General features: G+C 45.2%; 20 protein-coding genes and 1 riboswitch. Of the genes, 6 read left to right on the top strand and 14 right to left on the bottom strand.

Going from position 1 to position 24,881, the window contains the following annotated elements; genetic code table 11:
* Positions 1-11: 11 nt before the first annotated feature.
* The 6 genes from ACQVGS_RS04375 to ACQVGS_RS04350 form a co-directional block, all read right to left on the bottom strand.
* Positions 12-1,241: an ABC transporter permease gene (locus ACQVGS_RS04375; RefSeq protein ID WP_101859963.1), complete on the bottom strand. Its 1,230-nt coding sequence runs from the start codon at positions 1,239-1,241 to the stop codon at positions 12-14.
* The gene (locus ACQVGS_RS04370) at positions 1,234-1,920 is read right to left on the bottom strand and encodes an ABC transporter ATP-binding protein (protein WP_024122819.1); all 687 of its coding nucleotides are present in this window, start codon (positions 1,918-1,920) and stop codon (positions 1,234-1,236) included. Before ACQVGS_RS04370 ends, ACQVGS_RS04375 begins: the two co-directional genes overlap by 8 nt.
* A complete protein-coding gene (locus ACQVGS_RS04365) occupies positions 1,904-3,097 on the bottom strand; it encodes an efflux RND transporter periplasmic adaptor subunit (RefSeq protein WP_024122820.1) in 1,194 nt (397 codons plus the stop codon). Before ACQVGS_RS04365 ends, ACQVGS_RS04370 begins: the two co-directional genes overlap by 17 nt.
* A gap of 171 nt (positions 3,098-3,268) precedes the next feature.
* Entirely contained in the window at positions 3,269-4,078 is an 810-nt protein-coding gene (locus ACQVGS_RS04360) for an ABC transporter ATP-binding protein (RefSeq protein WP_024122821.1), read from the bottom strand.
* A 14-nt stretch (positions 4,079-4,092) separates the two neighbouring features.
* Positions 4,093-5,097: a FecCD family ABC transporter permease gene (locus ACQVGS_RS04355; RefSeq protein ID WP_106019549.1), complete on the bottom strand. Its 1,005-nt coding sequence runs from the start codon at positions 5,095-5,097 to the stop codon at positions 4,093-4,095.
* Entirely contained in the window at positions 5,097-6,137 is a 1,041-nt protein-coding gene (locus ACQVGS_RS04350; RefSeq protein WP_369810958.1) for a FecCD family ABC transporter permease, read from the bottom strand. The genes ACQVGS_RS04355 and ACQVGS_RS04350 overlap by 1 nt, the downstream gene beginning before the upstream one ends.
* Before the next feature lie 213 nt (positions 6,138-6,350).
* Here ACQVGS_RS04350 and ACQVGS_RS04345 point away from each other — a divergent pair, with 213 nt between their 5' ends.
* Positions 6,351-7,298: an iron-hydroxamate ABC transporter substrate-binding protein gene (locus tag ACQVGS_RS04345; protein ID WP_024122824.1), complete on the top strand. Its 948-nt coding sequence runs from the start codon at positions 6,351-6,353 to the stop codon at positions 7,296-7,298.
* A gap of 364 nt (positions 7,299-7,662) precedes the next feature.
* On the opposite strand, the gene ACQVGS_RS04340 is transcribed toward ACQVGS_RS04345, so the two are convergent.
* Both ACQVGS_RS04340 and sspJ read right to left on the bottom strand, forming a co-directional pair.
* Positions 7,663-9,072, bottom strand: coding sequence for an amino acid permease (locus tag ACQVGS_RS04340; protein WP_024122826.1), 1,410 nt, complete (start codon positions 9,070-9,072; stop codon positions 7,663-7,665).
* A 104-nt stretch (positions 9,073-9,176) separates the two neighbouring features.
* Positions 9,177-9,356: riboswitch (Lysine riboswitch) on the bottom strand.
* A gap of 116 nt (positions 9,357-9,472) precedes the next feature.
* Positions 9,473-9,613 carry a small acid-soluble spore protein SspJ gene (gene sspJ, locus ACQVGS_RS04335; RefSeq protein ID WP_010331863.1) on the bottom strand — a complete coding sequence of 47 codons (141 nt, stop codon included), beginning with the start codon at positions 9,611-9,613 and terminating at the stop codon, positions 9,473-9,475.
* 166 nt (positions 9,614-9,779) lie between these two features.
* Between sspJ and ACQVGS_RS04330 the strand changes: the two genes are divergently transcribed.
* Both ACQVGS_RS04330 and ACQVGS_RS04325 read left to right on the top strand, forming a co-directional pair.
* Positions 9,780-10,262, top strand: coding sequence for a metal-dependent hydrolase (locus ACQVGS_RS04330; RefSeq protein WP_326374554.1), 483 nt, complete (start codon positions 9,780-9,782; stop codon positions 10,260-10,262).
* Between the two features lie 102 nt (positions 10,263-10,364).
* Complete coding sequence (locus tag ACQVGS_RS04325; RefSeq protein ID WP_326374553.1) at positions 10,365-12,221, top strand: LTA synthase family protein; 1,857 nt, start codon at positions 10,365-10,367, stop codon at positions 12,219-12,221.
* 26 nt (positions 12,222-12,247) lie between these two features.
* Here the strand turns inward: ACQVGS_RS04325 and ACQVGS_RS04320 are convergent, their stop codons facing one another.
* Positions 12,248-13,174 carry a substrate-binding domain-containing protein gene (locus tag ACQVGS_RS04320; RefSeq protein ID WP_255002630.1) on the bottom strand — a complete coding sequence of 309 codons (927 nt, stop codon included), beginning with the start codon at positions 13,172-13,174 and terminating at the stop codon, positions 12,248-12,250.
* Between the two features lie 110 nt (positions 13,175-13,284).
* Between ACQVGS_RS04320 and modA the strand changes: the two genes are divergently transcribed.
* Complete coding sequence (modA, locus tag ACQVGS_RS04315; protein ID WP_255001988.1) at positions 13,285-14,067, top strand: molybdate ABC transporter substrate-binding protein; 783 nt, start codon at positions 13,285-13,287, stop codon at positions 14,065-14,067.
* Entirely contained in the window at positions 14,039-14,731 is a 693-nt protein-coding gene (modB, locus tag ACQVGS_RS04310; protein ID WP_255001990.1) for a molybdate ABC transporter permease subunit, read from the top strand. The genes modA and modB overlap by 29 nt, the downstream gene beginning before the upstream one ends.
* 33 nt (positions 14,732-14,764) lie before the next feature.
* On the opposite strand, the gene pgoN is transcribed toward modB, so the two are convergent.
* The gene (pgoN, locus tag ACQVGS_RS04305) at positions 14,765-15,595 is read right to left on the bottom strand and encodes a glyoxal/methylglyoxal reductase (RefSeq protein WP_044159103.1); all 831 of its coding nucleotides are present in this window, start codon (positions 15,593-15,595) and stop codon (positions 14,765-14,767) included.
* A gap of 243 nt (positions 15,596-15,838) precedes the next feature.
* On the opposite strand from pgoN, the gene yvgO reads away from it, so the two are divergent.
* The gene (yvgO, locus tag ACQVGS_RS04300) at positions 15,839-16,324 is read left to right on the top strand and encodes a stress response protein YvgO (protein WP_024122833.1); all 486 of its coding nucleotides are present in this window, start codon (positions 15,839-15,841) and stop codon (positions 16,322-16,324) included.
* 46 nt (positions 16,325-16,370) lie between these two features.
* On the opposite strand, the gene ACQVGS_RS04295 is transcribed toward yvgO, so the two are convergent.
* From ACQVGS_RS04295 to helD, 4 genes are all read right to left on the bottom strand, one after another.
* On the bottom strand, positions 16,371-18,383 hold the full coding sequence (locus ACQVGS_RS04295) for a Na+/H+ antiporter (RefSeq protein ID WP_024122834.1): 2,013 nt from the start codon (positions 18,381-18,383) through the stop codon (positions 16,371-16,373).
* Between the two features lie 251 nt (positions 18,384-18,634).
* Positions 18,635-20,353: an assimilatory sulfite reductase (NADPH) hemoprotein subunit gene (gene cysI / locus ACQVGS_RS04290; protein ID WP_491831041.1), complete on the bottom strand. Its 1,719-nt coding sequence runs from the start codon at positions 20,351-20,353 to the stop codon at positions 18,635-18,637.
* A gap of 25 nt (positions 20,354-20,378) precedes the next feature.
* The gene (locus tag ACQVGS_RS04285; protein WP_101859955.1) at positions 20,379-22,193 is read right to left on the bottom strand and encodes an assimilatory sulfite reductase (NADPH) flavoprotein subunit; all 1,815 of its coding nucleotides are present in this window, start codon (positions 22,191-22,193) and stop codon (positions 20,379-20,381) included.
* 173 nt (positions 22,194-22,366) lie between these two features.
* A complete protein-coding gene (helD, locus tag ACQVGS_RS04280; protein ID WP_491831039.1) occupies positions 22,367-24,691 on the bottom strand; it encodes an RNA polymerase recycling motor HelD in 2,325 nt (774 codons plus the stop codon).
* Between the last annotated feature and the right edge of the window lie 190 nt (positions 24,692-24,881).

Genomic DNA, 24,881 nt, shown 5'->3' with positions numbered 1-24,881 from the left:
ATGCGTTCTTTTTATTCATATCGAAGCGCGTCAACAGGCTGAAGCTTCGATGCCTTAATGGACGGCAGCAAGCCGAAAATAATGCCGACTGCCATTGAGAAAATGAGTGCTCCGATAACTGCCGGAACGGAGATGATAAAAGGCATCGGAAAGATCACCGTGATAAGTTTAGCGATGCCAAAGCCCGCCAGCACACCGAGAATTCCGCCAATACTTGTCAGCACGACGGCCTCTGTTAAAAATTGAAATAAAATCACGCGCCGCTTGGCACCGAGCGCCTTCTTAATTCCGATTTCCCGCGTTCGCTCCGTCACTGAAACAAGCATAATGTTCATGACACCGATGCCTCCGACCAAAAGTGAGATGCTTGCAATTCCGCCAAGCAGCAGAGCAAATGACTGGTTAAAGGACTCCACTTCCTGAGCGACCTCCTGAAGATCCATCACGCTGTACTCCGCTTTTTCCAAATCAGCATCTGACAGTCCTTGATTTAGAAGGTCCGCGGCCATTACACCGGCTTCTTGGATATGCTCAGAAGAGTCTGCCTGCACCGCAATCTGTGTCGGCGCGTCGAATCCTTCAATAAGCGGCCACACTTTTTTCGGCACATATAAAACCGGATTCGCATAGTCGCCATCAAACATGCTTTCTTCCTGTTTCTTTTCATGAAAAACACCGGCAACCCGGAACGGCACACCGTTCATCTCAATGTTTTTGTGCAGAGCGTCACCGTCAGGAAACAGCTCATCTCTTGCGGCCTCATTGATCATAACCACTTGGTGTGTGCTGTTTAATTCTTTTTCCGCCAGCTTTCTCCCCTCAGTGATGCTGATCGGGAACATATTGAAATAATCAGCATCCACTCCGTACACTTGAGGATAAGAAACGTTCGTTAAGTGAAAAACGGTGGCGCCTTCGGACAAGTAATATAAAGATAATCCTTTTACAACCGGGTCTGATTTTATTGCCTTAATGGTCTCTTCAGATACAGGGGGTGCGGACGTGTAAGAAACCTCCTGATAACCGCCTTCCTCCTCCCCGCCTGTTGGCTGGTACACAACATTAATCGCGTTATTTCCCATGCCGATCATGCTTTGCTTTAATTGCTCGCTTTGGCCTTTCAGCATAGAGACGATCGCAATGATCGCCGCTATACCGATAATGACACCAAGCATCGTAAGAATCGACCTCAGCTTATGTGAAAAAATAGATTGAAAGGAGATCCGAATATGTTCAAGCATGGCTAATCCCTCTCTCGTCTAACACTAATTCTCCGTCTCTGATAAACACGGTTCTGTCGGCTTTTCTGGCGACGTCCGGGTCATGGGTAATCATAATGATCGTTGTGCCTTCCTGATGCAATTGTGAAAACAGCGACAAAATTTGTTCACTTGATTTTGTATCAAGCGCCCCGGTCGGTTCATCTGCCAGAATAAACCGAGGCTGATTGACAAGGGCTCTGGCAATCGCCACCCGCTGCTTTTGTCCGCCGGACAGCTTTGGCGGCTTGTAAGAGATCCTATCTTTCAAACCAACCTTTTCAAGAGCTTCATAGGCTCTTTGCCTTCTTTCTTTTTTCTTTACCTTATTGTAAATCATCGGCAGCTCGACATTTTGCAGTGCGGTAAGGCGCGGCAGCAAATGAAAGGTTTGAAACACAAACCCGATCGATTCGTTGCGAATGTCAGCCAAAGCACCGTCTTTCCCTTTTAATACATCCATTTGGTCCAGCATATAGGTTCCGGAGGTCGGCCTGTCCAAACAGCCTATAATATTCATTAACGTAGACTTCCCTGAACCGGACGGCCCCATAATGGCCAGAAATTCACCAGCTTTGACGGTGAGATTAATATGCTTTAAGATCGGCACCTCTTCTTTGCCCAGCTTGTACGATTTAGAAATATTATTCAGTGTCAGCATTGACTGTAACCTGCTTTCCTTCCTTGACCGCGGGATCAGGATAGATCACATAATCTTCCGGTGTCAGGCCGCTTTTGATTTCGACCATGTCACTTTCGTCTGTCTCCCCGATTTCAACAGGCTGTTTAACCGCTTTCTGCTCCTCATCCGTCTTCCAAACGTATGGTTCGCCATCATCCTGGATAATCATGTCGGACGGCAGCTTAATGGTATTCGCATCTGCTTCGTCACTCATGACTTCAATATTGACATGATAGCCGACTTCAAGGCCCTTATGGCTGTCCAATAAAACAGTGAAAGGATAGTTAGAGGATTGGGGATTCATTTCCTCTTCAGCATAACTTTCTGACTCTTCCCCCTCGCCTGTTCCAGCAGGAAGCTTGCCGATTGAAGTAATCTTGCCTTTCCACTCGCCTTCACCGCCTGTTTTCAGCGTAACTCTGACTTTGCTGCCTTTTTTAATCGTGTCCATTAACAGCTCGTTGATTTGGCTTTTCACAAGGTATTTGCCCGTTGAAACGATTTGGATATACGGGCCTGCTGCCTGATCACCCGTTGCGCCGTCCGCAATATCCTGATTGACGCTTTGAACGATACCGTCATGCTTGCTTGTGATCACATTTGAACCTTTGTTTTTCGTAAGTGCAGCCAGTTCTTTTTGGTGCTGCTTCAGTTCAAGCTGGCTTGTCTTTAAATCAAAATTGGCCTGGTCAAGCTCGTCTTGAAGCTGTGCTTTCTCGTCTTTTCCGGCTGTCTTTAGCTTCTTCTCAGTTTCTGCTATTGATTTTTGCAAGCGGCTGATTTGAAGGTTTGTCATTTCGGTTTGTAAATTGCTTTGCTCAATTTCGTCAGAATGATCCTCGCCCTCGTACTCGAAAAGCTTATCGCCTTTTTTAACCTTATCGCCTTCTTTGACGTACGTTTTTTTAATGCTTCCTTTCTCTGAATCTATGTATACTTTTTGCTGTTTCTCTGGCTCAACTTTTCCCGAAAACGATTGGGCAGATTCAGATTCACCGCCCATATACACTGCGACCGATTCAGCATAAGGCTCCGATGATACGGCAACTTGGTTCATGTGAGTAAAAAAGTAAAAACCGCCGGCACCGATCCCCGCCAGTACGAGCACACCGGCACATATCGAACCGGCAATAAGCCATTTTTTCTTCTTGGACACAATGATCTCCTCTTTCTGTAATCTTCGTAATATTTTCGAAACATTCTAACCAATATTATCTATTAATTCAAATAGACTTTCAATCTTTTTCTTCAAAATCTGGAATTAGCAAGAAAAATTATATTTTTGTGGTTAAAAATAAAAAATCCCGGCGTCATGCCGGGATTTTTCTTACACAGAAACAAGCTGTTTTTCAGTTTTAATCAGGTCGTAGGTTAAGCATACTGGTTTATTTGTACGAGGATCAGTGACGATTTCGGCATCAATCTGGAATACCCGCTTCAAAATATCCGGCGTCATGACCTCCAGTGCGGTCCCTTCCTTGATGACCGTGCCTTTTTTGAGCGCAATCATATAATGGGAAAAACGGGCCGCGTGATTCAGATCATGAATCACCATTAAAATCGTCCGTCCTTGCTCCTTGTTCAGTCTGTCAAGCAGCTGCAGGATTTCGAGCTGATGTGCGAGATCGAGATATGTTGTAGGCTCGTCAAGCAAAAGCAGCTCTGTCCCTTGTGCAAGCGCCATCGCAATCCACACGCGCTGACGCTGTCCGCCTGACAATGCCTCAATCGGACGCTCATGGTATTCCGCCATGCCGGTTTCTTCGAGTGCCCATTTGATGATGCGGCGGTCTTCATCATTTAATCTGCCGAAGCCTGATTGATGCGGAAATCTGCCGTACGACACCAATTCGTACACCGTTAAACCGCTCGGAGCCTCAGGCGTCTGCGGCAGAATGGCCATATCCTTCGCAATGTCCTTAGTAGACATTTTATGAATCGCATTGCCGTTTAAGTAAACGGCACCTTGATGTGAGCGCATAATTCTGGACATCGTTTTTAATATCGTTGACTTTCCGCAGCCATTCGGCCCAATTAAGGTTGTTATTTTTCCTTTAGGAATGGATATATTTAAATCTTCTACAATCAGCCTGTCGCCATAACCGATCCCAAGCTGTTCCGTTGATAATGAATTCAAGTTCGGTCCCCTCCTCAATTCGATTTCATCAATAAATAAATAAAGTAAGGCGCACCTAAAACGGAGATGACAAGTCCGACCGGAATTTCTGACGGTGCCAATACATTTCTCGCCAGCGTATCAGCCAGAAGAAACAGAAACGCGCCGATAAAGGCGGAAACCGGTATAAGCGTCTGGTGGCGGGGACCGGTAAGCCTCCTTGCCACATGCGGTGCGATTAATCCGAGGAACGCGATGCCTCCTGCAGCTGCCACACAGGATGCGGCAAGAGCGACCGCTGCCAGAAGGAGAATCCGTCTTTCCTTTTCAACAGCAGTGCCAAGTCCGGTCGCTAATTGGTCTCCCAGCTGTAAAATGTTCAGATAGCGTGCTTTATATAAAGTAAAAGGAAGCAAAATCACAATCCAGGGGAGTACCGCCCAGATCATGTTCCAATTGGCCCCCCATATCGAGCCTGATATCCAAACTGCAGCCTGCATAAAGTCATGCGGGTCCATTTTGAGCTGAAAAATAAGCAAAAGGGCATTAAATCCGGCATTTACACCGATTCCGACTAGGATCAGCCGAATCGGAGTCACACCTTTTTTCCAAGCCAGAAGATAAATGAGAAACGCGGCGAGGAACGCGCCTGCCAGAGCGCTGAACGGCAGCATAAACGTCCCTAAAAAGCCGAGATCTGATGCTGACCCTTGAAAAAAGTAAATAAAGAGCACAACAGCAAGCGAACCCCCGGCGTTAATCCCGAGAATACCCGGTTCAGCCAAATCATTTTGAGACACGCTTTGCAAAATGGCTCCGGCAACAGCAATACCCGCCCCGACAAGCAGCGACAAAATTATTCGCGGCAGCCTGAACTCAAATAAGACAAGCTCATCCCGCGCCGTTCCTTGGCCGAAAAAGACCTTGAGCGTTTGCAATGGGGCAATTTTAATGACACCCAGATTCAGACTGATAAAAAAGACAAACATGATCAGCAGAAAAGTCACTGCTATCACAACAAGAGGTTTTTTCGTTTTCATTACAGCCCTCTCCTTTCACGACGTGCCAAATAAAAGAAAAAGGGAACACCGATGAGAGAGGTCAGCGCGCCGACAGGCGTTTCAAACGGCGCGTTCACGAGTCTGGCCGCAATGTCAGCAAAAACAAGCAAAACAGCGCCAAGCACCGCCGAGCAAGGAATAATCCACCGATAATCAACCCCTACCAAAAACCTTGTGATATGAGGAATGATCAGTCCGATAAACGCGATAGTGCCGGCAATGGAAACAGCAGCTCCCGTCAACACCACAACGACAAGCATGCCAACCAGTTTCACCGCTGATGTATATTGCCCAAGCCCCTTCGCCAGATCGTCACCGAGGCTTAACACCGTCACAGACCGGGCAATGATAAACGCAAACGTCAAACCGACAGCTCCTGCAATAACCAGCAGCTGAACGCCTGACCATTTCACACCCGCTACCCCGCCTGCGTACCAAAAGCTGACATCCTGTGCTACATCAAAACGGAGCGCAATTGCGGTTGAAATGCCCGTAAAGAAATAACTGACGGCCGTTCCGGCAAGAGCAAGCTTTACAGGCGTGAGACCGCCCCTGGAAAACATGCCGATGCCCAATACCGTCGATGCCCCCAGTCCGGCGCCCGCAAAGGACCACAGCACAAGCCCGAAGGCAGAAAGTCCTGGAAAAAAAGCAAACGCAATCGAAATAGCAAAAGCAGAGCCCGATGTTATCCCCATAATAGAAGGCTCCGCCAATGGGTTTCTCGTCATGCCCTGCATGATCGCCCCAGACACGGCTAACAATGCGCCGACAAGCGCGGCAGCAGCCGTTCTTGGCAGCCGAAGATCGTGTATAATTTGGTGTGAGGTTTCATTTGGCTGGAAATGAAAGATGGCGTCCCACACAGTCCGTAAATGGATATCCGCAGCACCGAGAGAAATGGACAGCATCGCGCCGAAGCATAATAAACATACCCCCGCAACAAGCACAATGACCGCACCAAACGACCGGGATGTCCATTGAATTTCTTCATCTGATATCATCTGTTTATTTTTCATGTGACTCAACAGCCGTACTTCCTTTCGATAATGATAATGATTATCAATTGCTGTTTCAGTATATCACTTTTTTCTGCTGATTTAATAGAGCGTTTTGATAAAAATGAGAATATGAATGCAAAAATATCGTGTCAACTGGCACTTGTGATGATATAATCACAGGTGATAATGATTCTCTTTATCATCTATTTATTTGGAAAGAAGGTATGAGATATGACCCATACATACAAGAAGCTTGGTGCCGCTTTTTTTGCTCTTTTATTGATTGCAGCGCTGGCAGCCTGCGGAAATCACTCAGAAAGCAAAGGCTCTTCCTCTGATTCAAAAGACGAAGAAACCGTTACATACAAGGCTGAAAACGGAAATGTAAAAATTCCCAAACATCCTAAACGGGTGGTTGTCATGGCTGACGGCTACTACGGAGACTTCAAAACACTGGGCATCAACGTCGTCGGTGCACCTGAAAATGTATTTAAAAACCCTTACTACAAAGGTAAAACCGATGGTGTCACAAATATCGGAGACGGCACTTCTGTTGAAAAAGTGATTGATTTAAAGCCTGACCTGATCATCGTTTGGACTACACAAGGCGCCGATATTAAAAAGCTCGAAAAAATCGCGCCGACTGTTGCGGTGAAATACGATAAACTCGATAACATCGAACAGTTTAAAGAATTCGCAAAAATGACAGGAACGGAAGATAAAGCGGAGAAGTGGCTTGCCGAGTGGGACAAAAAAGTCGCGGCAGCCAAAACAAAAATTCAAAAAGTCATTGGTGACAAAACAGTTTCTATTATGCAAACAAACGGCAAAGACATTTATGTATTCGGTAAAGATTTCGGAAGAGGCGGAAGCATCGTCTACAAAGATCTTGGTTTACAGGCCACAAAGCTGACAAAGGAAAAAGCGATTGACCAAGGCCCAGGGTATACCAGCATTTCTTTAGAAAAGCTCCCTGACTTCGCCGGAGATTACATTTTCGCGGGTCCATGGCAATCAGGCGGAGACGATGGCGGCGTATTTGACAGTTCCATTTGGAAAAACCTCGATGCTGTCAAAAATGATCATGTCTATAAAATTGACCCGATCGGCTTCTATTTCTCAGACCCGATTTCACTAGAAGGACAGCTGAAGTTTATCACGAAAAGCTTAACAAAATAAACAAAGAGAGCCGCACTGATCTGCGGCTCTTTTCTATATTGCAAAGAATCCGACAGGACGGAGCAACTCATATTGAACCACATCGCATATTTTCTTTCTCAATTCATATTAAGCTGCATCATCATCGCCGTAAGTTTTTTCAACGGTCTTTATATCGGAAAGCCTTTTTCTCATGTGCTTCTCGTTTTTATTTAAGTGCTGGCTTTGTTTCATTTTCTGAAGAAACGGAAAAAGCGTTTTTTGCATATTCGAATGTCCTATCACTGACAGCGTTCCTGTCCGCTATTTTGTGTATGGGACTTATAACAGGAGAAATAACGTTTTTATAAAAAAGACACCTGACTGCATTGTCAGGTGTCTTTTTTTATGCTTGTTTTTCTTTAGAGAATTTCTTTATCACAAACGGATAAATTGCCAGACCGACAAAGAACAAACCGATACCGAGAATAAATGTCGTTAAATCCGCTGTGCCTGTTACGATAACAAACAATGAGTATACACACGCTAAAATCGCGATCAATCCGTCTTTTACCCGGGAACCTTTCAGCTGATCATACGTTTCGCCTTTTATAACAAGCTTCAGGCTGTAAATCGCAGACACTAAATACGGAATTAAATACGCAAGGGTTGCCGCTGTCGTTAAAAACGTAAATGCGTCACTTATTGTCCGGGAAATAACAGAGAATATGAAGACCTGTGACATCACATTTGTAATGATCAAAGAAATAACCGGGCTTCCTTTTTTATTTGTTTTCGCAAAGACCGCCGGAAAATCTCCTGCTTTAGCAGCTTGGTACGGAACCTCAGAGCCAAGCAAAATCCAGCCGAGCATCGTTCCGAATAAGCAAAGAATCGCCAGTAGCGCCATAATCACGCTTCCTGCGTTTCCGACAATCGCATACAGCACATCAACGAACGGTTTTTCAGATCCGACAAGCTTATCGTGCGGCAGAACCCCCATTGTGATCAATGTGACAATAATGTAAATGCTTAACGCGATCAACAAACCTGTGATGGTCGCACGTTTCACATCACGCTGAGTACGCGCGCGTCCAGACAAGATCACTGCTGATTCAATTCCGACAAACGCCCATAGAGTAGAAATGGCGGCGTTGTGAACCTGTCCGCCGATGCCAATGCTTGTGCCGTTCTCACCTTGAATCGGAAAATAAAAATGATCGAATAATGTCGTTTGAAACACAAACAATCCGGCAATGATAAAGAAAACAAAACCTAATACTTTTGAAAACGTTGTGATAAAGTTTAATTTACTAGCACCGTTAATGCTTGCAACAAGAATCGTGTGCGTTCCCCAGAGCAAAATCGTACATACAGCAAACGTCAGCAATTGGCCGAGTGTTACCTCTTGGCTGCCGACAGCAAACAGTACACGTTTATCAACTAAAATTGGGAAAAACGAAGTCAAGTAACCGGCTAGACTTGTGATAATCGCCACGTTACTGATCCAGCTGGCCACCCAGTAGCCCCACACCATTGTGAATCCGGCAGCGTTCCCTTTTTTTGGATCAGAAAACAGCGCTCTCGCATAACTTTGCGGCCCCGCTGTCAGCTCAGGCTTGCGAATAGACAAGTGCCCGAAGACAAGCGCAATCATCAACACGCCCGCACCTGTCAAAAGCCAGGCGGACGTAGCGCCAAGCGGACTTGCAATCGAAGCAAGCGAACTTGGCAGGGAGAAAATCCCCGATCCAACCATATTTCCAACGACAAACGCCGTTAATAACCAAAAACCCCATTTTTTTGTCTGTTCCATTCCAGTACCTCCAATGATTCTTTGTACGGACCAGAACCCGAGATCATGTAAACACAAAAAAAGCCTGAACAAAAGTCCATGCTTAAAGAAACACACACCCTTGATCTCCGGATAGCCCTCCGCGAAAAAGCACGCGGCAGTCCTGCACTTATTCAGATACAGTCCCAGCATAGAAAAGGATCGGCTTTCTCCACACTTCGGCGCTGATGCCTTTTACACATGTTTAACAGCTCCTGTCAGCCTGGCATGTGTGACTCATCATCCGCGCAACCTCTACCTCACTGAGAAAGAGTGAGGATTTATTTATTCAGTTACTCCCAGAAGGTTATCAAAGAAAGAATGATCTGTCAAAGGGAACAGATGGAAAATGCGGATAGAGCCAAGCCCTATCCGCATGCGGTTAGCGATTATTTTTCTTTTTTTGCACAGCTTCTTGAAGCGGATCATCTTTAAGAGCTGAACCGGCATCCTCAAGAGCTCCTTGGATTACGTTTTTTTCTTTTTCAGAACGTTTACCTTTATCTTTATTAAAGAAAGCCATTCGTATCACCTCTTTTAGAAAATAGGTACATCTTTAAGATGCCTTTTTCTCAGGAAATTATGCGGCTCATTTTTTTATCGGCCAAAGTTCTGTTGCTCAAACATACATTCTCTTGATATATTTGTAATTCAGAGATTTTTGCAAAAGATAAAGGAGAAGCGGGGAAATGACAGGAAAAACACACATCATGGGAGGCATCGCTTCTTGTACCGCAGCGGCTTATTATTATGGATTTGACCCAGTACTCATGGCGGCGTCCGGCGCGGTTGGCGCATTAATTCCCGACATCTGCCACACGCAAAGTAAAATCGGAAGAAAATTTCCTATCTTATCGAAAATTGTCAGTTCCGTATTTGGCCACCGCACCTTTACACACAGCCTGCTGTTTCTGCTCATCATGTTTTTTATCACAGCCACATATATTCCAGATAAAAACATATCAGCAGGGCTGATGATCGGAATGGCAAGCCACTTGGTTCTGGATGCCTGGACAGTGAATGGCATCAAATTGTTATTCCCTTCAACCATTCGCATACGGCTGCCGTTGTATATGAAGACAGGCAGTTTTTCCGAACAGCTTGTGTTGGCCGGTCTGACAATAGCGTCATGCTATTATTTTTATATGCTGTTCCATGGGCGCATGTTTTAAACACGAGTGCTGAAGCTTGTCTAAGAAGACTGTTTTTAGTAGGTTTTACATAAGAAGCATCTCATGGCAGATGTTCAAGAAAACGTGAGGAGTTATAAATTGATGAAAGGAACCTTTTTTCACAATCAGCGTTTTTTAAGTTTATCCATCTTATTCATGTGGATCAAAACTTATGTGATCTATAAACTGGGTTTTGATTTGCAGATCGACTCTCTATTGCAGGAGCTGATTCTGCTGATCAATCCGCTTAGCTTCATACTCCCTCTATTTGGGATTGGCCTGCTTTTAAAAGGCAGCAAGCAGCGCATCTTTTTGCTGATTGCCAATTTGGTTCTGACTGCCATTTTGATCTCCAACACGATTTTTTACGGCTTTTATATCGATTTTATTACCATCCCGGTTTTGTTTCAGGCCAGCAACATGAGCGATATGGGCAGCAGTGTAAAAGAACTGTTCAATCCTTTGTTCATCGCTCTGTTTGCGGATTTGGCTTTTCTTCTGCTGCTTTCCAGAAAAGAGAAGAGTCCCGAGTCGAAAGCGAACCCCCGTACGGTCAAGCGGTACTATGCCGCTTCCTGCGGGATTCTTATATGTACGCTGGGACTTGCAGAAATTGAACAGCCGAAGCTATTGGCACATTCCTTCGACCGGGAAGTGCTCGTCAAAAGTATTGGCCTGTTTCAGTTCCACATCTACGATACCATTTCTCAGACTGTCAATATGAGTGCGAAGGCATTTGCCGATGAAGACAGCCTCTCTACAATCAAAAACTACACTGAGGCTGACTACAGCAAGCCTGATCCAAGCAAGTTCGGACTGGCAAAGGGACGGAATGTGATTTTTGTGACGCTTGAATCGACTCAAAGCTTTGTTCTGAATGAAAAGGTAAACGGAAAAGAAATTACCCCGTTTATGAATGACCTGATGAAAAAGAGCTATTCCTTTGATCATTTTTATCAGCAAACAGAGCAAGGCAAAACGTCTGATTCGGAATTTATCGTCGCTAACTCTCTATACCCTTCCCTAAGCGGCGCCGTCTTTTTTACGAAAAGTGACCATCAATTTCATACGATGTACAAATCACTCAAGCAGAATGATTATTATTCAGCCGTCTTTCACGCCAATCATAAAACATTTTGGAACAGAGATGTGATGTATGAAACGTTTGGGATTGACCGCTTTTTTGATGTCGATGAGTTCCATGTGACTCCTGAAACCTCAACAAGCTGGGGATTAAAGGATAAGGAATTTCTGGAACAGTCAGCTGCTAAACTGAAAAGCCTGCCGAAGCCGTTCTACAGCAATTTCATCACATTGACGAACCATTTTCCGTTTGAAATTGATGAAAAGGATCAGCTGATTGATGAATATGATTCAAGCAGCGACCTGTTAAACCGCTATGTGACGACGGTTCGCTATGAGGATGAAGCACTGAAGCATTTTATCAAAAAGCTCAAGGATGAAGGCTTATACGAAAACTCGATGATTGTCTTTATGGGAGATCATTACGGCATATCAGAAGCCCATAATAAAGCCCTGGCTGAGTTTTTAGGAAAAAGTGAAATTACGCCATATGACACCGTCCAGCTTCAGCGGGTGCCGTTTATCATTCATATTCCTGGAATCACTGATCAAAACCCGGAAACAATCTCCGATGCCGGAGGACAGGTTGACGTCAGGCCGACTCTGATGCACCTGCTCGGAATTGATACAAAAGGTGATATTCAGTTTGGCAATGATTTGCTGTCAAACAACCGAACGCCATTTGCCGTGCTGAGAAACGGCAGCTTTATCACGAACGACTATGTATATACGAAAAATACATGCTATAGCCAAAAAACAGGAGAAGTGTTAGAAAATCAAGATGCGTGCGCTCCCTATAAAGAAAAAGCAAATGAAGAGCTGTCTCTCTCTGATAAAATGTTAAATGGAGACCTTCTGCGTTTTTATGGTCAATAAAAAAATCCCTCTACGAGGGATTTTTTTCATGTTTCGTATATCACTTTACCTGTCAGCTTCGTTTGATAGCCATTAAGATGAGACAGGTTGGCCTTATATTCTTCCGATTTCAAGATGCTCTTTACAGCTTCAAGCAGCTGCTGGTGTTTTTTCAAAATGACAATGTCGTATTGTTCCTCGATGAGCGGGATAAAATCAACGCTTCCCATATGTGCCGCGTGCTGCGCCCCGATTCCCGCGTCTGCCTGTCCGCTCGAGACTTGGGAGGCAACAGCATAATGATCAGTCACAATGTCACTGTAGCCCTTGACGTCTGAAGGTGTCACACCAAGCAGACCAAGCTGTTCGTCAAGCAGCACTCTTGCGCCCGATCCTTTTTCTCTGTTGATGATGCGGATGTCGGTTCGTTTCAGGTCATCCCAGCTTTGTATGTTTTTCGGATTTCCTTTTTGAACGTATAAGCCGGCTTTGCGAAGGACAACATTCATCTGACAAAACGGTTCGCCTGACAGAATGCGTTTCACATAAGGCGTATTATATTGAGCGGTTTCCGCATCGTACAGATGCAGGCTGACAATGTCGCATTTGCCTTGGTACATGTCAATGAGGCTGTTTAAGCTGCCTTTGTATTGGCGGAGCGGCGTCTCTTGAATGGCATTTTCCAAATGCTTGCTGAGCAGATCCATCGATATATCCTGTCCGCTGATGACGACATTCCGCCTTCCCTCCGGCATCGGCTCCTGTGCCTTTCTCGGCTCTTCGGGTGAAGACACAGGCTGAGACATTCTCATGTTCGCCTTATATTGCTTTAAATCTGCTTCATCGACACGCATCTGCCTTCCGACACGGTAAGCAGGGATCATGCCTTTTTTAATCAAATCATAAACGGTCAGCTTTGATACCTTCAGCAGACCAGCAACTTCTTCTATCGTATAGGAAGAGGTTTCATTCATCATCATCACTCTCCTATTTCATTATACCTTTTCGGAGAATGTAAAAAAACCCACATAACCCAAACATAATCAGTTATAATTAGATATAACTAATTATAAGGGGTGCAATCATGTTTAAGAAGTATTCCATTCTGACCGCAGCATTAACTGTTTTTCTGCTTGCAGCAGGCTGCTCTGCCAGCCAATCATCAAGTGACAAAGAGAAAAAAGTGACCTTAACTGTCTCAGCAGCTGCCAGTGCCCAGGATGCACTCGAGGAAATTCAAAAGAACTACGAGAAAACCCATCACAATATTACGATCCAAGATAACTTTGGCTCATCAGGTGCCTTGCAAAAGCAAATTTCTCAAGGAGCCGGGGCCGATCTGTTCTTCTCAGCCGCTGAGGACAAATTCCAAAAGCTTGTAGATGATGGGGATATCGCTAAAAAAGACAGCACTCATTTAGTCGGAAATGAAATTGTGCTCGTTGTGCCTAAGGATGGAGATTCACCAGTCACAGGCTTTGACAATCTGACTGATTCAGAAAAAATTGCTCTCGGGACTCCAGAATCTGTACCGGCAGGAGCTTATGGAAAAGAATCACTGACAAACCTGTCTCTATGGGACAAAGTAAAAGATAAGATCGTGTACGGAAAAGACGTTCGCCAGGTTCTTTCATATGTAGAAACAGGCAATGTAGACGCAGGTGTCGTTTATAAAACAGACGCGCTGATCTCTAAGAAAGTCAAAATCGTCGATGAGACAAAAGCTGATACACACAGCCCGATCGTTTACCCGTTAGGAATTGTAAAAGATACGAAACACCATAAGGAAGCGAAGCAATTTTACGATTACCTGCAAACTGACGAAGCGATGAAAGTGTTTGAGAAATATGGTTTTACTGCTGAATAACATCAGCACTTCAGAATTTTTCACGCCGGTTATGCTTTCTTTTCAAGTGGCGGCGGTCGCCGGAATCGCGGTGATCATTCTCGGAACTTTGGCAGGGGCATGGATGTCACAAGCATCATTTTTCGGAAAAACCGCACTCGAAACGATTTTTATGCTTCCTCTCGTTCTTCCGCCCACCGTTGTCGGTTTTATTTTGATCGTCATGTTTGGAAAGCACAGCTTCATCGGACAAGCGATCGAATGGATCTTTCATCAGCCCGTGATCTTCACCTGGTGGGCTGCTGTGATTGCTTCTGCTATCGTGGCTTTTCCGCTTATGTATCAATCGGCCAAAACCGGATTTTCCGATATTGACCCCGATATAGAGGGAGCGGCAATGGTAGACGGCGCAAGCAGATGGAAGGTGTTTATCCATATCTCCATTCCGCTGGCGTATCCATCGTTGCTGACCGGAAGCATTCTCAGTCTGGCGCGGGCGCTCGGTGAATTCGGCGCCACCTTAATGTTTGCCGGGAATATCCCGGGTGTTACCCAAACGCTGCCGACAGCCATTTATGTCGCTTTGGATTCCGGCAACAACGCACTTGCATGGGCGTGGGTCGTCTGTATCATCGTCATTTCTTTTCTGATGCTGTTTTTGATTCAACTGAAAAAAACACATTAAAAAACTCCCCGTACTTAGACGGGGAGTTTTTGATTAAAACAGAAGCTCATCGGGGTTTGGACCGACACGTTCATCTTGATTTAACGCATCAATCTTGTCCATGTCTTCTTGAGACAATTCGAAATCAAAAATATCAGCGTTTTCGATAATACGGTGTTCTTTAATCGATTTTGGAATCGTTACAACTTCATGCTGAAGATCCCAGCGCAAAATCACTTGTGCTACAGATTTATTATATTTTTCAGCGATCTGTGTCAGCACTTCGTTATCAAGCAGCTGGCCCTGCATAAGCGGAGACCATGCTTCCAGCTGGATGCCTTGTTTTTTGCAGTAGTCTCTTAATTCTTTTTGCGTCAAACGAGGGTGAAATTCAACTTGGTTCACCATTGGTTTGATTTCAGCATCTTTCAAAAGCTCTTCTAAATGATGAACTTGAAAGTTGCTGACGCCGATCGCGCGGATTTTGCCGTCTTTGTACAGCTTTTCAAGCGCGCGCCATGTATCTTTATACTTATCCTTGCCAGGCCAGTGGATTAAATATAAGTCTAAATAATCAAGCTGAAGTCTTTCCAGGCTTTTTTCAAAGGCAGCAAGCGTTGTGTCGTAGCCCTGATCTTCATTCCATACTTTTGATGTAATGAAGAGCTCTTCTCTTGCAACACCGGATTCTTTAATGCCGATGCCTACACCTTCTTCATTTTTATAGACAGCCGCTGTATCAATGCTGCGGTAGCCATTTTTAATCGCAGCTTTAACCGATTCAGTCGCTTCACTTCCGTTTTCTACTTTAAAAACACCAAGACCGAACCAAGGCATTTCAACTCCGTTATGTAGCTTTACAGTATCTTTTAAACTTGTTGCCACTTGAACATCCACCCTTTCATCGAAATGTAAGCGTCTATATTATCTCACATTCCTCTCAGCAGATACCAATAATACGCTTAAGAGCCTCTTTTTGCTTCTTTTTTCATACGGACGTTTTTTATTTCATAGTAAACAATACGCATTTGCACTATTTTTTCCTATTTTATCAATTATAAGATTATTTAGACAGTGAGCAGGGTAAGCGAATACTGTAGCCCACAAAAACATAGAGGAGGAAACAAATTGAAACGTATTCGTATCCCAATGACTCTTGCACTTGGCGCCGCTTTGACAATTGCCCCTTTGTCCCTTGCCTCTGCTGAGGAAAATCCCGCACCGAAGATCTCACAGAAAACAACAGCCGGAACAGCTGCCGCAGAAGTCGGTTTAAACGTCAACCTTGATTTGCTTGGGATTGCCAACCAAATCTCAGATGCCATTAAATCAGCCCAGAACCGGGACGGTTTTGTGAAAAATCTCATGGAATCTTCCTTCTACGCATCCGGCCAAAAATATAACGTCATGGTTTTTAACTTAAGCCAGGAGTATGAAGATCACTTAAATGGTGTGCAGTTTTACGGCTCGGCCGTTTATGACGGCATTACGTACGGCATTTGGGTATTTGAAGACGGAAGCTTCACAAACAAAGGAGACGGCGGCTGGATCAACTGGGCCTTCAGAGGCTGGTTCGACCGAAACGACAACACTGTCGAATTCCATCGCCCCTAACCTATAGAAAAAAGCTGGCGTCCGATGCCAGCTTTTTTTCTTGGAATTATTCGCCGCCTTCTAGCATTGCGGCTTCCACATCATTAATATATTGGCGAAGCTCATGAGAGATGTCCCGGGAAATTTCCCGCTCCTCAAAGAGCGTCTGAATCTCATTTCTGATCGCCTGCACAGCCTTCAGCTTCACTTCCAGCTTCTGATTTTCAAAATGGGCGTTCGATTTATGTTCGTGATGGCTGTGCTCCAATCTGAAAATTAATTGTTTATAAAACGAGATGACAGATAAAAATACTTCCTTATGTTCTTCCGGTATATGCTTTTCCAAATGTCCTATCGCAGCTTTAGCCGTTTTAACCCTAGTTGCTCTCATTAATCCCTCTTCGTTTAAAATCGACATCTCCGGCTTTTTATGTTCTCCGAAGAAAATCCAATACATCAGACGTTTCAGCCTTGTTTTTGATAAACCGACTTTAAACGGGTTGGCATACAAAATTTCCAATTCATTAAACCGTTCTTGCAGAGCATTTGCCGTTTCTTCCGGGATGTCTCCCCGCTCCAGCAGTTTCATCAGTTCTTCTTGCTCGGCTTTAATCCCTTGAGCGCGGACTTTCCGTTCATACTTTTTTATGCGGGTTGACGTTGTATATTGCTGAAAACGAAGGTTTTTCATTTTCTCATTGTATTCGGCAATGACCGCAAGAGACGCCGTTTTGTTTGTATCATTCATGTCTTCTTTAATCGTTTTGAGAGCCGTTTTAATCAGTTTGCGTCTCGCCGTCAGCAGCTTCTTATTTTTTTCTTCGTCCTCTTCTTCTTTTTCTGTCAGAAGCGGAAGCACGAAGGTGGCAATAACAAGCGTGCATAAAATGACGCCTGCGGCTAAAAAGAGAATCAGATTTCTTTCCGGAAACGGTGTGCCATCCTCCAGGAAATATGGGATGGAGAATGAACCTGCAAGCGTAACCGCTCCCCGCACACCTGAAATGGAAATTAACAATGTAGAACGAAGTCCCGGCTTATAAATGGTTTGATCTTTATTAAAGAACCACTTGCCGTTCCAGAAGAACAGCACCCACAGAAACCTGAGGAGCATTAACGTAAATGTAATGACCAGAATATAGCCGATCACTTTCATGTTACTGATCGCTGTATCGTTAAAAATCACCGAAATGACATCCGGAATCTGTGTGCCAAGGATGACAAAGACAAGACCGTTCAAAATAAATAAAATAATGTTCCACGTACTCGATGAGACGATTTGCAGCTTCACCATCGTCGATTCGAGACGGTCCTGTTCAACCGCATGCGTAATACCGCCCGCCACAACGGCTAAAATGCCGGAAACACCGATTTCCTCCGCTGCCAAATAAATCACAAAAGGCGTCAGAATTTGAATCAGCATGTGCATCGTGACATCCTGCATGCCAAGACGGCGCAGGAATAGACGAAAGCGGATAATCAAGAACGAAATGACAACCCCGCACAAAAGGCCGCCAACAGAAATAAACACAAAGCTGACAGCTGCTTGCGCCAGTGAAAATGCCCCGGTAACCGCTGCGGCAATCGCAAATTTAAAGGCGACCAGACCTGATGCATCATTCATCAGCCCTTCCCCTTCAAGCAGGCGCAGAATTCCTTTCGGCATCTTCACCCTTCCTGATAATGCGCTGACAGCGACAACATCAGTCGGTGAAAGAATGGCTGCCAGCCCAAAGGCCGCTGCCAGCGGAATATCAGGAATCATCCAGTGGATCGTGTATCCTCCTACAATCACAGTCGCAAATACAAGGCCAAGTGCAAGCAATAAAATGGGAGCTCTTAAATTCCAAAGCTCCGCCCGAGGCGTCCTCTTTCCATCATTAAATAGAAGAGGCGCAATAAACAAGACGAAAAACAATTCCGTGTTTAATTCAAAATGAAGCCCCTGTGGAAATGAGGCGGCAATAATCCCAAGCGCCACCTGAATCAGAGGCACTGGAATAAACGGGATAAACCGATTGACAATGTTAGAAATCGCAATAATAGCCAGTAAAACAAGGACGACTAAAAATATGTCCAAATGCATAACCTCCTTAATCTGCTGCGTATCTGCATGATGAGTTGATCAATATTTGTCCGAAGAGGCTGAGGCTTGCAAAAGATAAAGGATGGCCTTACATCCAATACTGGATTCCGCAGGAGTCTCCTCCACACTAGTCTTCTTTTATAGTACCCTTTTTAGGGTATTTTTTCTCATGATATGCTCATGGTGAACTTTTTTGCCGCAAAGCAAAATCAAAAAGAGACAGGGCAATCCCCCTGTCTCTCATCTCAATTATGAAAATTCATCCCGTCAGTTGTCGCTTTAATGATACCGGCGCGAATGACGAAATCACCGAAGTGCTCACCTTCCTCGCGTTCTTTCGCATAGCGGGAAAGCAGGACGCGCAGCTCGTTCAAAATGTCTTCTTCTCCGATATTTTCGCGGTACATTTTGCTTAAGCGGCTGCCGTCAAACGCAGCGCCTAGATACATATTATATTTGCCAGGCGCCTTTCCGATAAATCCGATCTCTCCGAGCGCATGGCGGGCGCAGCCGTTCGGGCAGCCTGTCATGCGAATGGTAATTTCCTCATCACGAAGACCGTTTTCGTCAATAATCTCATCCACTTTATCTAAAAGGGACGGCAAATAACGTTCTGCTTCAGCCATCGCCAATCCGCAGGTCGGAAGAGCAACACACGCCATAGAGCTGCGGCGCAGCGCTGTATAATGCTTTCCGTCAGTTAACCCGTATTGATCGATTAATGCGTTGATTTCATCCTTTTTCTCGCTTGGAACATTACCGATAATCAAGTTCTGATTGGCTGTCAGACGGAAATCGCCTGTATGAACTTTAGCAATTTCACGCAAGCCTGTCATCAGCTTATAATCCTCGTAATCCGTCACACGGCCGCCTTCGACAAACAGCGTAAAATGCCATTTATCCTCAATGCCTTCCACCCATCCGTAGCGGTCGCCGTTATGATCAAAATGGTACGGCTTCGCTTCTTCCAGGCTCCAGCCGAGACGGTTTTCCAATTCCTCTTTCACTGTTTCCAAACCGAGGCGGTCAACTGTGTATTTGAAACGGGCATTTTTACGGACGGAACGGTTTCCGTAGTCACGCTGAATCGTAATTGTTTTTTCAGCAACGTCATACATTTGTTCAGGGCGGCAGAATCCAATTACCTTGGCTAACTGCGGATATGTCGCTTTGTCGCCGTGCGTCATTCCCATACCGCCGCCGATTGCCACGTTAAAACCGATGAGCTTGCCATCTTCCACAATCGCAATGAATCCGAGATCCTGCGAAAAGACGTCAATGTCATTTGACGGCGGAACCGCAATACCGATTTTGAATTTCCGCGGCAGGTAAAGCGGCCCGTACATCGGCTCGACTTCTTCTGCGTCAGGCGGGCCGGCCACTCTTTCCTCATCAAGCCAAATTTCATGATACGCTCTTGTTCGAGGCAGGAGATCATCACTTAATTTTTTGGACCATTCGTATACTTCAGAATGGATTTCAGACTGGTAAGGATTCGATGCGCACATCACATTCCGGTTTACGTCCCCGCAAGCCGCGATTGTATCCAGAAGAGCCGAATGGATCGTCTGAATGGTTTTTTTCATGTTCCATTTTAAAATCCCGTGCATCTGGAACGTTTCACGCGTCGTCAGCTTTAGGGTGCCGTTACCGTATTTCTGCGAAAGATCATCCATCACGAGCCATTGCTCAGGCGTCGATACGCCGCCCGGCATACGGACGCGCAGCATGAACTGATAAGCCGGTTCAAGCTTTTGTTTTTGGCGTTCATTGCGGAGATCGCGGTCATCCTGCAAATAACTGCCGTGGTGTTTCATCAGGCGGTTGTCATCATCCGGAATTCCCGCACTGATCCGATCCAGCATCACTTCTTTTAGTGTGCCGCGCAAATAATCGCTTTCTTCTTTAATGCGCTCGACGTCACTTGGAGAGCCGTCCGGTGCTTTTAAGATTTTGGTCACCATGTTGAAAAACTCCTTTCAGGTCAAATCAGTATACATCACGCTGATAACGTTTTTGCTGCTGCATATCGGCAAGATAAACTTCCGCTTCTTCACGGGTCATATTGCCTTCTTTTTCTATAATTTCTAAGAGTGTGTTATGGACATCGTGTGCCATGTGCTTTTCATCTCCGCAAATGTAAACAGCCGCTCCTTCTTGAAGCCATTCAAACAGTTCTGCGCTCTGTTCAAGCATGCGGTGCTGCACATACACTTTTTCTTCCGTATCGCGTGAGAACGCTACGTCCATTTTTGTCAGCACGCCGTCTTTCAGCCAATTCTGCCACTCTGTCTGATATAGGAAATCTGTGACAAAATGCTGATCACCGAAGAACATCCATGCTTTTCCTTCAGCTCCCGTCTCCTCGCGCTCCTGCATAAAGGAACGGAACGGCGCAACGCCTGTCCCAGGGCCGACCATGATAATCGGTGTTTCAGGATCCTTCGGAAGCTTGAAGTTCTGATTATGCTGGACATAAACCGGCAGTGTGTCTCCCGGCTGCAGACGCTCCGCACATAAAATTGAGCAGACGCCTTTTCGTTCGCGGCCATGCGCGTCGTACCGAACTGCACCAATCGTTAAATGCACTTCATCCGGGTTTGCGGATAAGCTGCTCGCAATTGAATAGAGGCGGGCCGGCATTTTTCGAAGAATGGATACAAACTCCTGCGCCGTTACACTAAACGGCCCATAATCCCGGATCAGATCAAGCAAATCGCGCCCTTCAATATACGCTTTCACTTTACCCTCATTTCCCGGTGCTAAAAGCTCTCTAAGCTCCTCGCTTCCCGTCAAATGAGCAGCCTGTTCAAGAAGCGGCTTTGTGAGAACAGTAATTTCATAATGAGAAATCAGCGCTTCTTTCAGCGGGCGGACATCGCCTTGCTTATTCAGCGTCACAATTTCTTCGGGGTCCCAATTCATTTCCTGAAGCAGCAAATCGACAAGTACCGGATCATTTTCCGGATAGACGCCGAGGCTGTCACCAGGTTCATACGTAAGGCCTGATCCTTCAAGAGACAACTCTACATGGCGTGTTTCTTTATTTGATCCGCGGCCGTTTAAATTTAAATTTTCTAACACTTCCGCCCGGAAAGGATTTGTTCTTGAATACGCAGATTCACCAGTTTGAGGCGCTGCGGCCGGCGCAGGCGCGGCGCTTCCGCCCTCGGCTTCACTTAAGCCCTCAAATACGCTTTCCAGCCATTCAGCAGCCGGCTCATCATAATCCAAATCACAGTCAACGCGCGGAGAAATTCGTTTCCCGCCAAGCTCTTCTAAGCGCTGATCAAATTCTTTTCCTGTCTGACAGAAGAATTCGTATGAACTGTCACCAAGCGCCAAAACAGAAAAGCGAAGATCATCAAGCTTAGGCGCCCGTCTTCCGTGCAAAAATTCGTGAAACGACAGCGCGTTATCAGGCGGCTCACCTTCGCCATGCGTACTGACGACAATCAGAAGATTGTTAATTTTCTTGAGCTGGTTCGGCTTAAAGTCGCTCATGGATGAAACGGTGACTTGAAAGCCTCGCTCCTCAAGCTGCTTGCCGGCGTTCTCTGCAAGCCCTTGTGCGTTTCCCGTCTGTGAACCGTAAAGGACGGTGACTTCTTTTGAAATGGCCGGTGCCGTTACACCCGCAGACACAGCAGCCGGCGCCCCCGATGTTTCCAGGACGGAAACAGATTGCGCTGATAAATAGCCGCTCAGCCAGATTTTCTGAGATTCTGTCAAGGTTGGCAGAAGGCGGTTAAGGAGCTCTGCCTGCTCCTGATTAAACGGACTGTTCATTACCTGAAGTTGCAACGTATCCACCTCACAAAATTGTATAAACTGATCGAAATAGTATCTAATTGAACTTTACCGGAAGACACACCGCAAGTAAAATATATTTACATGATGATAACGATTAAGATTATTAATGATAAAACCCCTTTGTCTCATTTAAATGAAGAAAAAAGAGAAGGCACCCTTCTCTTTCAATCAGCACTCTTATATAAATGAGGGGGCACAGCACTCACAAACGGACTTGGTTCACCGATAGAAGAAACGGTCAGCCCGTGCATGGCCCGGGTGCAGGCAGTGTACAGCAGCCTCCGGTCGTGCTCTGTTCTATATTGTTCTTCTGAGGCATCATAGACAAGTACTGCGTCAAACTCAATTCCCTTCGCTAAATAAACCGGAATAATACAGACTCCCTTTTGAAACGTTTGGTTTTCTTTATGAATCAGCCGAATATCGGTATATTCGCTTATTTGAGCGTGTGCCTGTCTTGACTGCTGCGCCGTTTTGCAAATAACAGCAATGGTTTCATGCCCTTTTTTTCTAAGTCGCCCAATTTCTCGCATAAGCTTTTGACAAAGATCCTCGCGACCCTCGCTTTTTAACACGCAGGGCATTTCCCCATCTCTGTTAAAAGGCTCAATGTCCGCTCCGTCCTGCAGCAGCGCTTTTGTCAATTCCACAATTTGTCTCGTTGATCTGTACGTTCTTTTTAAACGGACACACTCAGCCTGCTCTTTTTCAAAGCCGGCATCCATACGTGCTGCACCGTTTATCGCATGGGCGTAAATAGACTGATTGATATCACCGAGCACCGTCATGCTGGCAGACGGAAAAATACTCCTTATATACGCCATCTGGAATGGAGAATAATCTTGAGCTTCATCGATAAATAGATGTTTGATCTGCGTGTTTTTCTTTCTGCCTTCTAGCAAATCCTGCAAATATAGAAATGGAGACGCGTCCTCATAGAGCAGTTTATTTTCTCCAAATGCCGATCTTGTCAGCTCCCCTATTGCCGCAGTATCCTCTGTTTGAGCTTTGCTTCCCAAGTCAGAAAACAATTGCAGATACAGCTGTTTGACATCAAGAAACGCCAGCTGCCTGACCGCCTGTTTAATTGGTTTGAAGGCCTTTTTTACAATCATGGCGGCAAGCAGCTGCTGTTCTCTCTGATGATCGTTAAATGTACTCTCACTAAACCGTTTCTTTGCCTGCAGCTTTTTGTACACTTCCAAATATTCCTCTTTGTCGAGAAGCTCGGCTTCCTGAACGACCCAATCCTTTCGCCGTTCCTTTTTCTCCAGCTTGTTAAGCTCACTCAGCAGCCAATTTGCCGTTTGTTCCATCCGGTTCGGAATGGACAGGCTTTGATCAAGCGAGTAAAAATACGCTTGGACTTGTTCCTTTGTGATCAGTTTTTGTCCGCGGAAAACGATATTTTTAAAGATCATTCCTTCAGAAGACAGCCTGCTGGCGTATTCATCAATAAATTGCTGAAAAGATAAGCCTGCCTTCCACGTGATTCCGGCAAGCCTTGATTGAAAACTGTCATCTTTTGTTTTGGTCAGGCAATATTCCAGCTGATCAAAGGGGCTTTCACATTGAAACTTGCGGCCAAGCCGATGCTCGATATATTCCTGAAACGTCGCCTGTTCCATATTTTCTTCGCCTAATTCAGGCAAAACAGAGGAGACATAGCTGTTAAACAAAAAGTTTGGGGAAAATAAAACGATTTGTCCGGCATCAATTACACCGCGGTGCCTGTATAACAAATAAGCGACACGCTGGAGCGCTGCTGACGTTTTTCCGCTGCCTGCCGCACCCTGCACAATCAGAAATTTGCTTTTTTCATTTCGGATAATCTGATTTTGTTCTCTCTGAATCGTAGACACGATGTTTTTCATTTGTGTATCAGAGTGATGGCTTAATACCTCTTGCAGCATTTCATCGCCGATCGTCATATCAGTATTAAACATCGCTTTGAGAGCGCCGTTTTTAATAATAAACTGGCGCTTCAGCACCATTTCCCCTTCTATCGTTTCGCCGGGAACCTCGTATTCAGCTTTTCCTGGGGAATAATTATAGTAAAGGCTTGATATCGGTGCTCTCCAATCATAAATCAGAAAGTGTTCCTCCTGCTCATCCATACAGGATGCTAAACCGATATAGATCTGCTCCGCCTGTTTCTCGCCGTTTTCAATAAAATCAATCCGGCCGAAATAAGGCGATGCTTTTAATTGATGAATTCGTTTGAGCTGCTGATCCATATGCCGGTGATTCCGTTCCCGATCAGACAGCAGCTCTGCCTGCTGCTTAATGCTTGCCATCGTTTCAACCGCTTCATGGACGTCATCAAAGTTAACCGTGACATCCTCCCAGAAGTTTTTTCGTAATCCGATAATATCATGCTTTAATCCGCCCGCGGACGTTTCGAGAAGCCGCTCTTTATTCTCGAGCTCCTGCAGTACATCATCTATTCTTGACTGCTCTTCTTTCCATTCCTTATCATGCTGATTCATGAACGGCACCTCCAGAAAATAGTTGACAAACGAAGAAGAAATAATGTAAAATAGAATTGGATATATATTTAATATATGATAAAAACAGGCAAATACAATTTATAATAGCACATTCACCCAACATCGTTCAAGGTTTGGGTTATTTATATGCATAAAAAAACCGATTTCAACTCGAAATCGTTTTTTTTAT

It is taken from the genome of Bacillus sp. SD127, assembly GCF_058566445.1.
The sequence above is the reverse complement of the archived record's forward strand: the minus strand, read 5'-3'. Positions and strand labels throughout refer to the sequence as shown.

Bases quoted from the DNA above. Each gene is read 5' to 3' on its own strand.
- ACQVGS_RS04340 (WP_024122826.1), bottom strand. From the start codon at position 9,072: ATGGAACAGACAAAAAAATGGGGTTTTTGGTTATTAACGGCGTTTGTC.
- ACQVGS_RS04330 (WP_326374554.1), top strand. From the start codon at position 9,780: ATGACAGGAAAAACACACATCATGGGAGGCATCGCTTCTTGTACCGCA.
- modA (WP_255001988.1), top strand. From the start codon at position 13,285: ATGTTTAAGAAGTATTCCATTCTGACCGCAGCATTAACTGTTTTTCTG.
- ACQVGS_RS04370 (WP_024122819.1), bottom strand. From the start codon at position 1,920: ATGCTGACACTGAATAATATTTCTAAATCGTACAAGCTGGGCAAAGAA.
- ACQVGS_RS04375 (WP_101859963.1), bottom strand. From the start codon at position 1,241: ATGCTTGAACATATTCGGATCTCCTTTCAATCTATTTTTTCACATAAG.
- ACQVGS_RS04345 (WP_024122824.1), top strand. From the start codon at position 6,351: ATGACCCATACATACAAGAAGCTTGGTGCCGCTTTTTTTGCTCTTTTA.
- ACQVGS_RS04350 (WP_369810958.1), bottom strand. From the start codon at position 6,137: ATGAAAAATAAACAGATGATATCAGATGAAGAAATTCAATGGACATCC.
- helD (WP_491831039.1), bottom strand. From the start codon at position 24,691: ATGAATCAGCATGATAAGGAATGGAAAGAAGAGCAGTCAAGAATAGAT.
- cysI (WP_491831041.1), bottom strand. From the start codon at position 20,353: ATGGTGACCAAAATCTTAAAAGCACCGGACGGCTCTCCAAGTGACGTC.
- ACQVGS_RS04355 (WP_106019549.1), bottom strand. From the start codon at position 5,097: ATGAAAACGAAAAAACCTCTTGTTGTGATAGCAGTGACTTTTCTGCTG.
- ACQVGS_RS04320 (WP_255002630.1), bottom strand. From the start codon at position 13,174: ATGAATGAAACCTCTTCCTATACGATAGAAGAAGTTGCTGGTCTGCTG.
- sspJ (WP_010331863.1), bottom strand. From the start codon at position 9,613: ATGGCTTTCTTTAATAAAGATAAAGGTAAACGTTCTGAAAAAGAAAAA.
- ACQVGS_RS04325 (WP_326374553.1), top strand. From the start codon at position 10,365: ATGAAAGGAACCTTTTTTCACAATCAGCGTTTTTTAAGTTTATCCATC.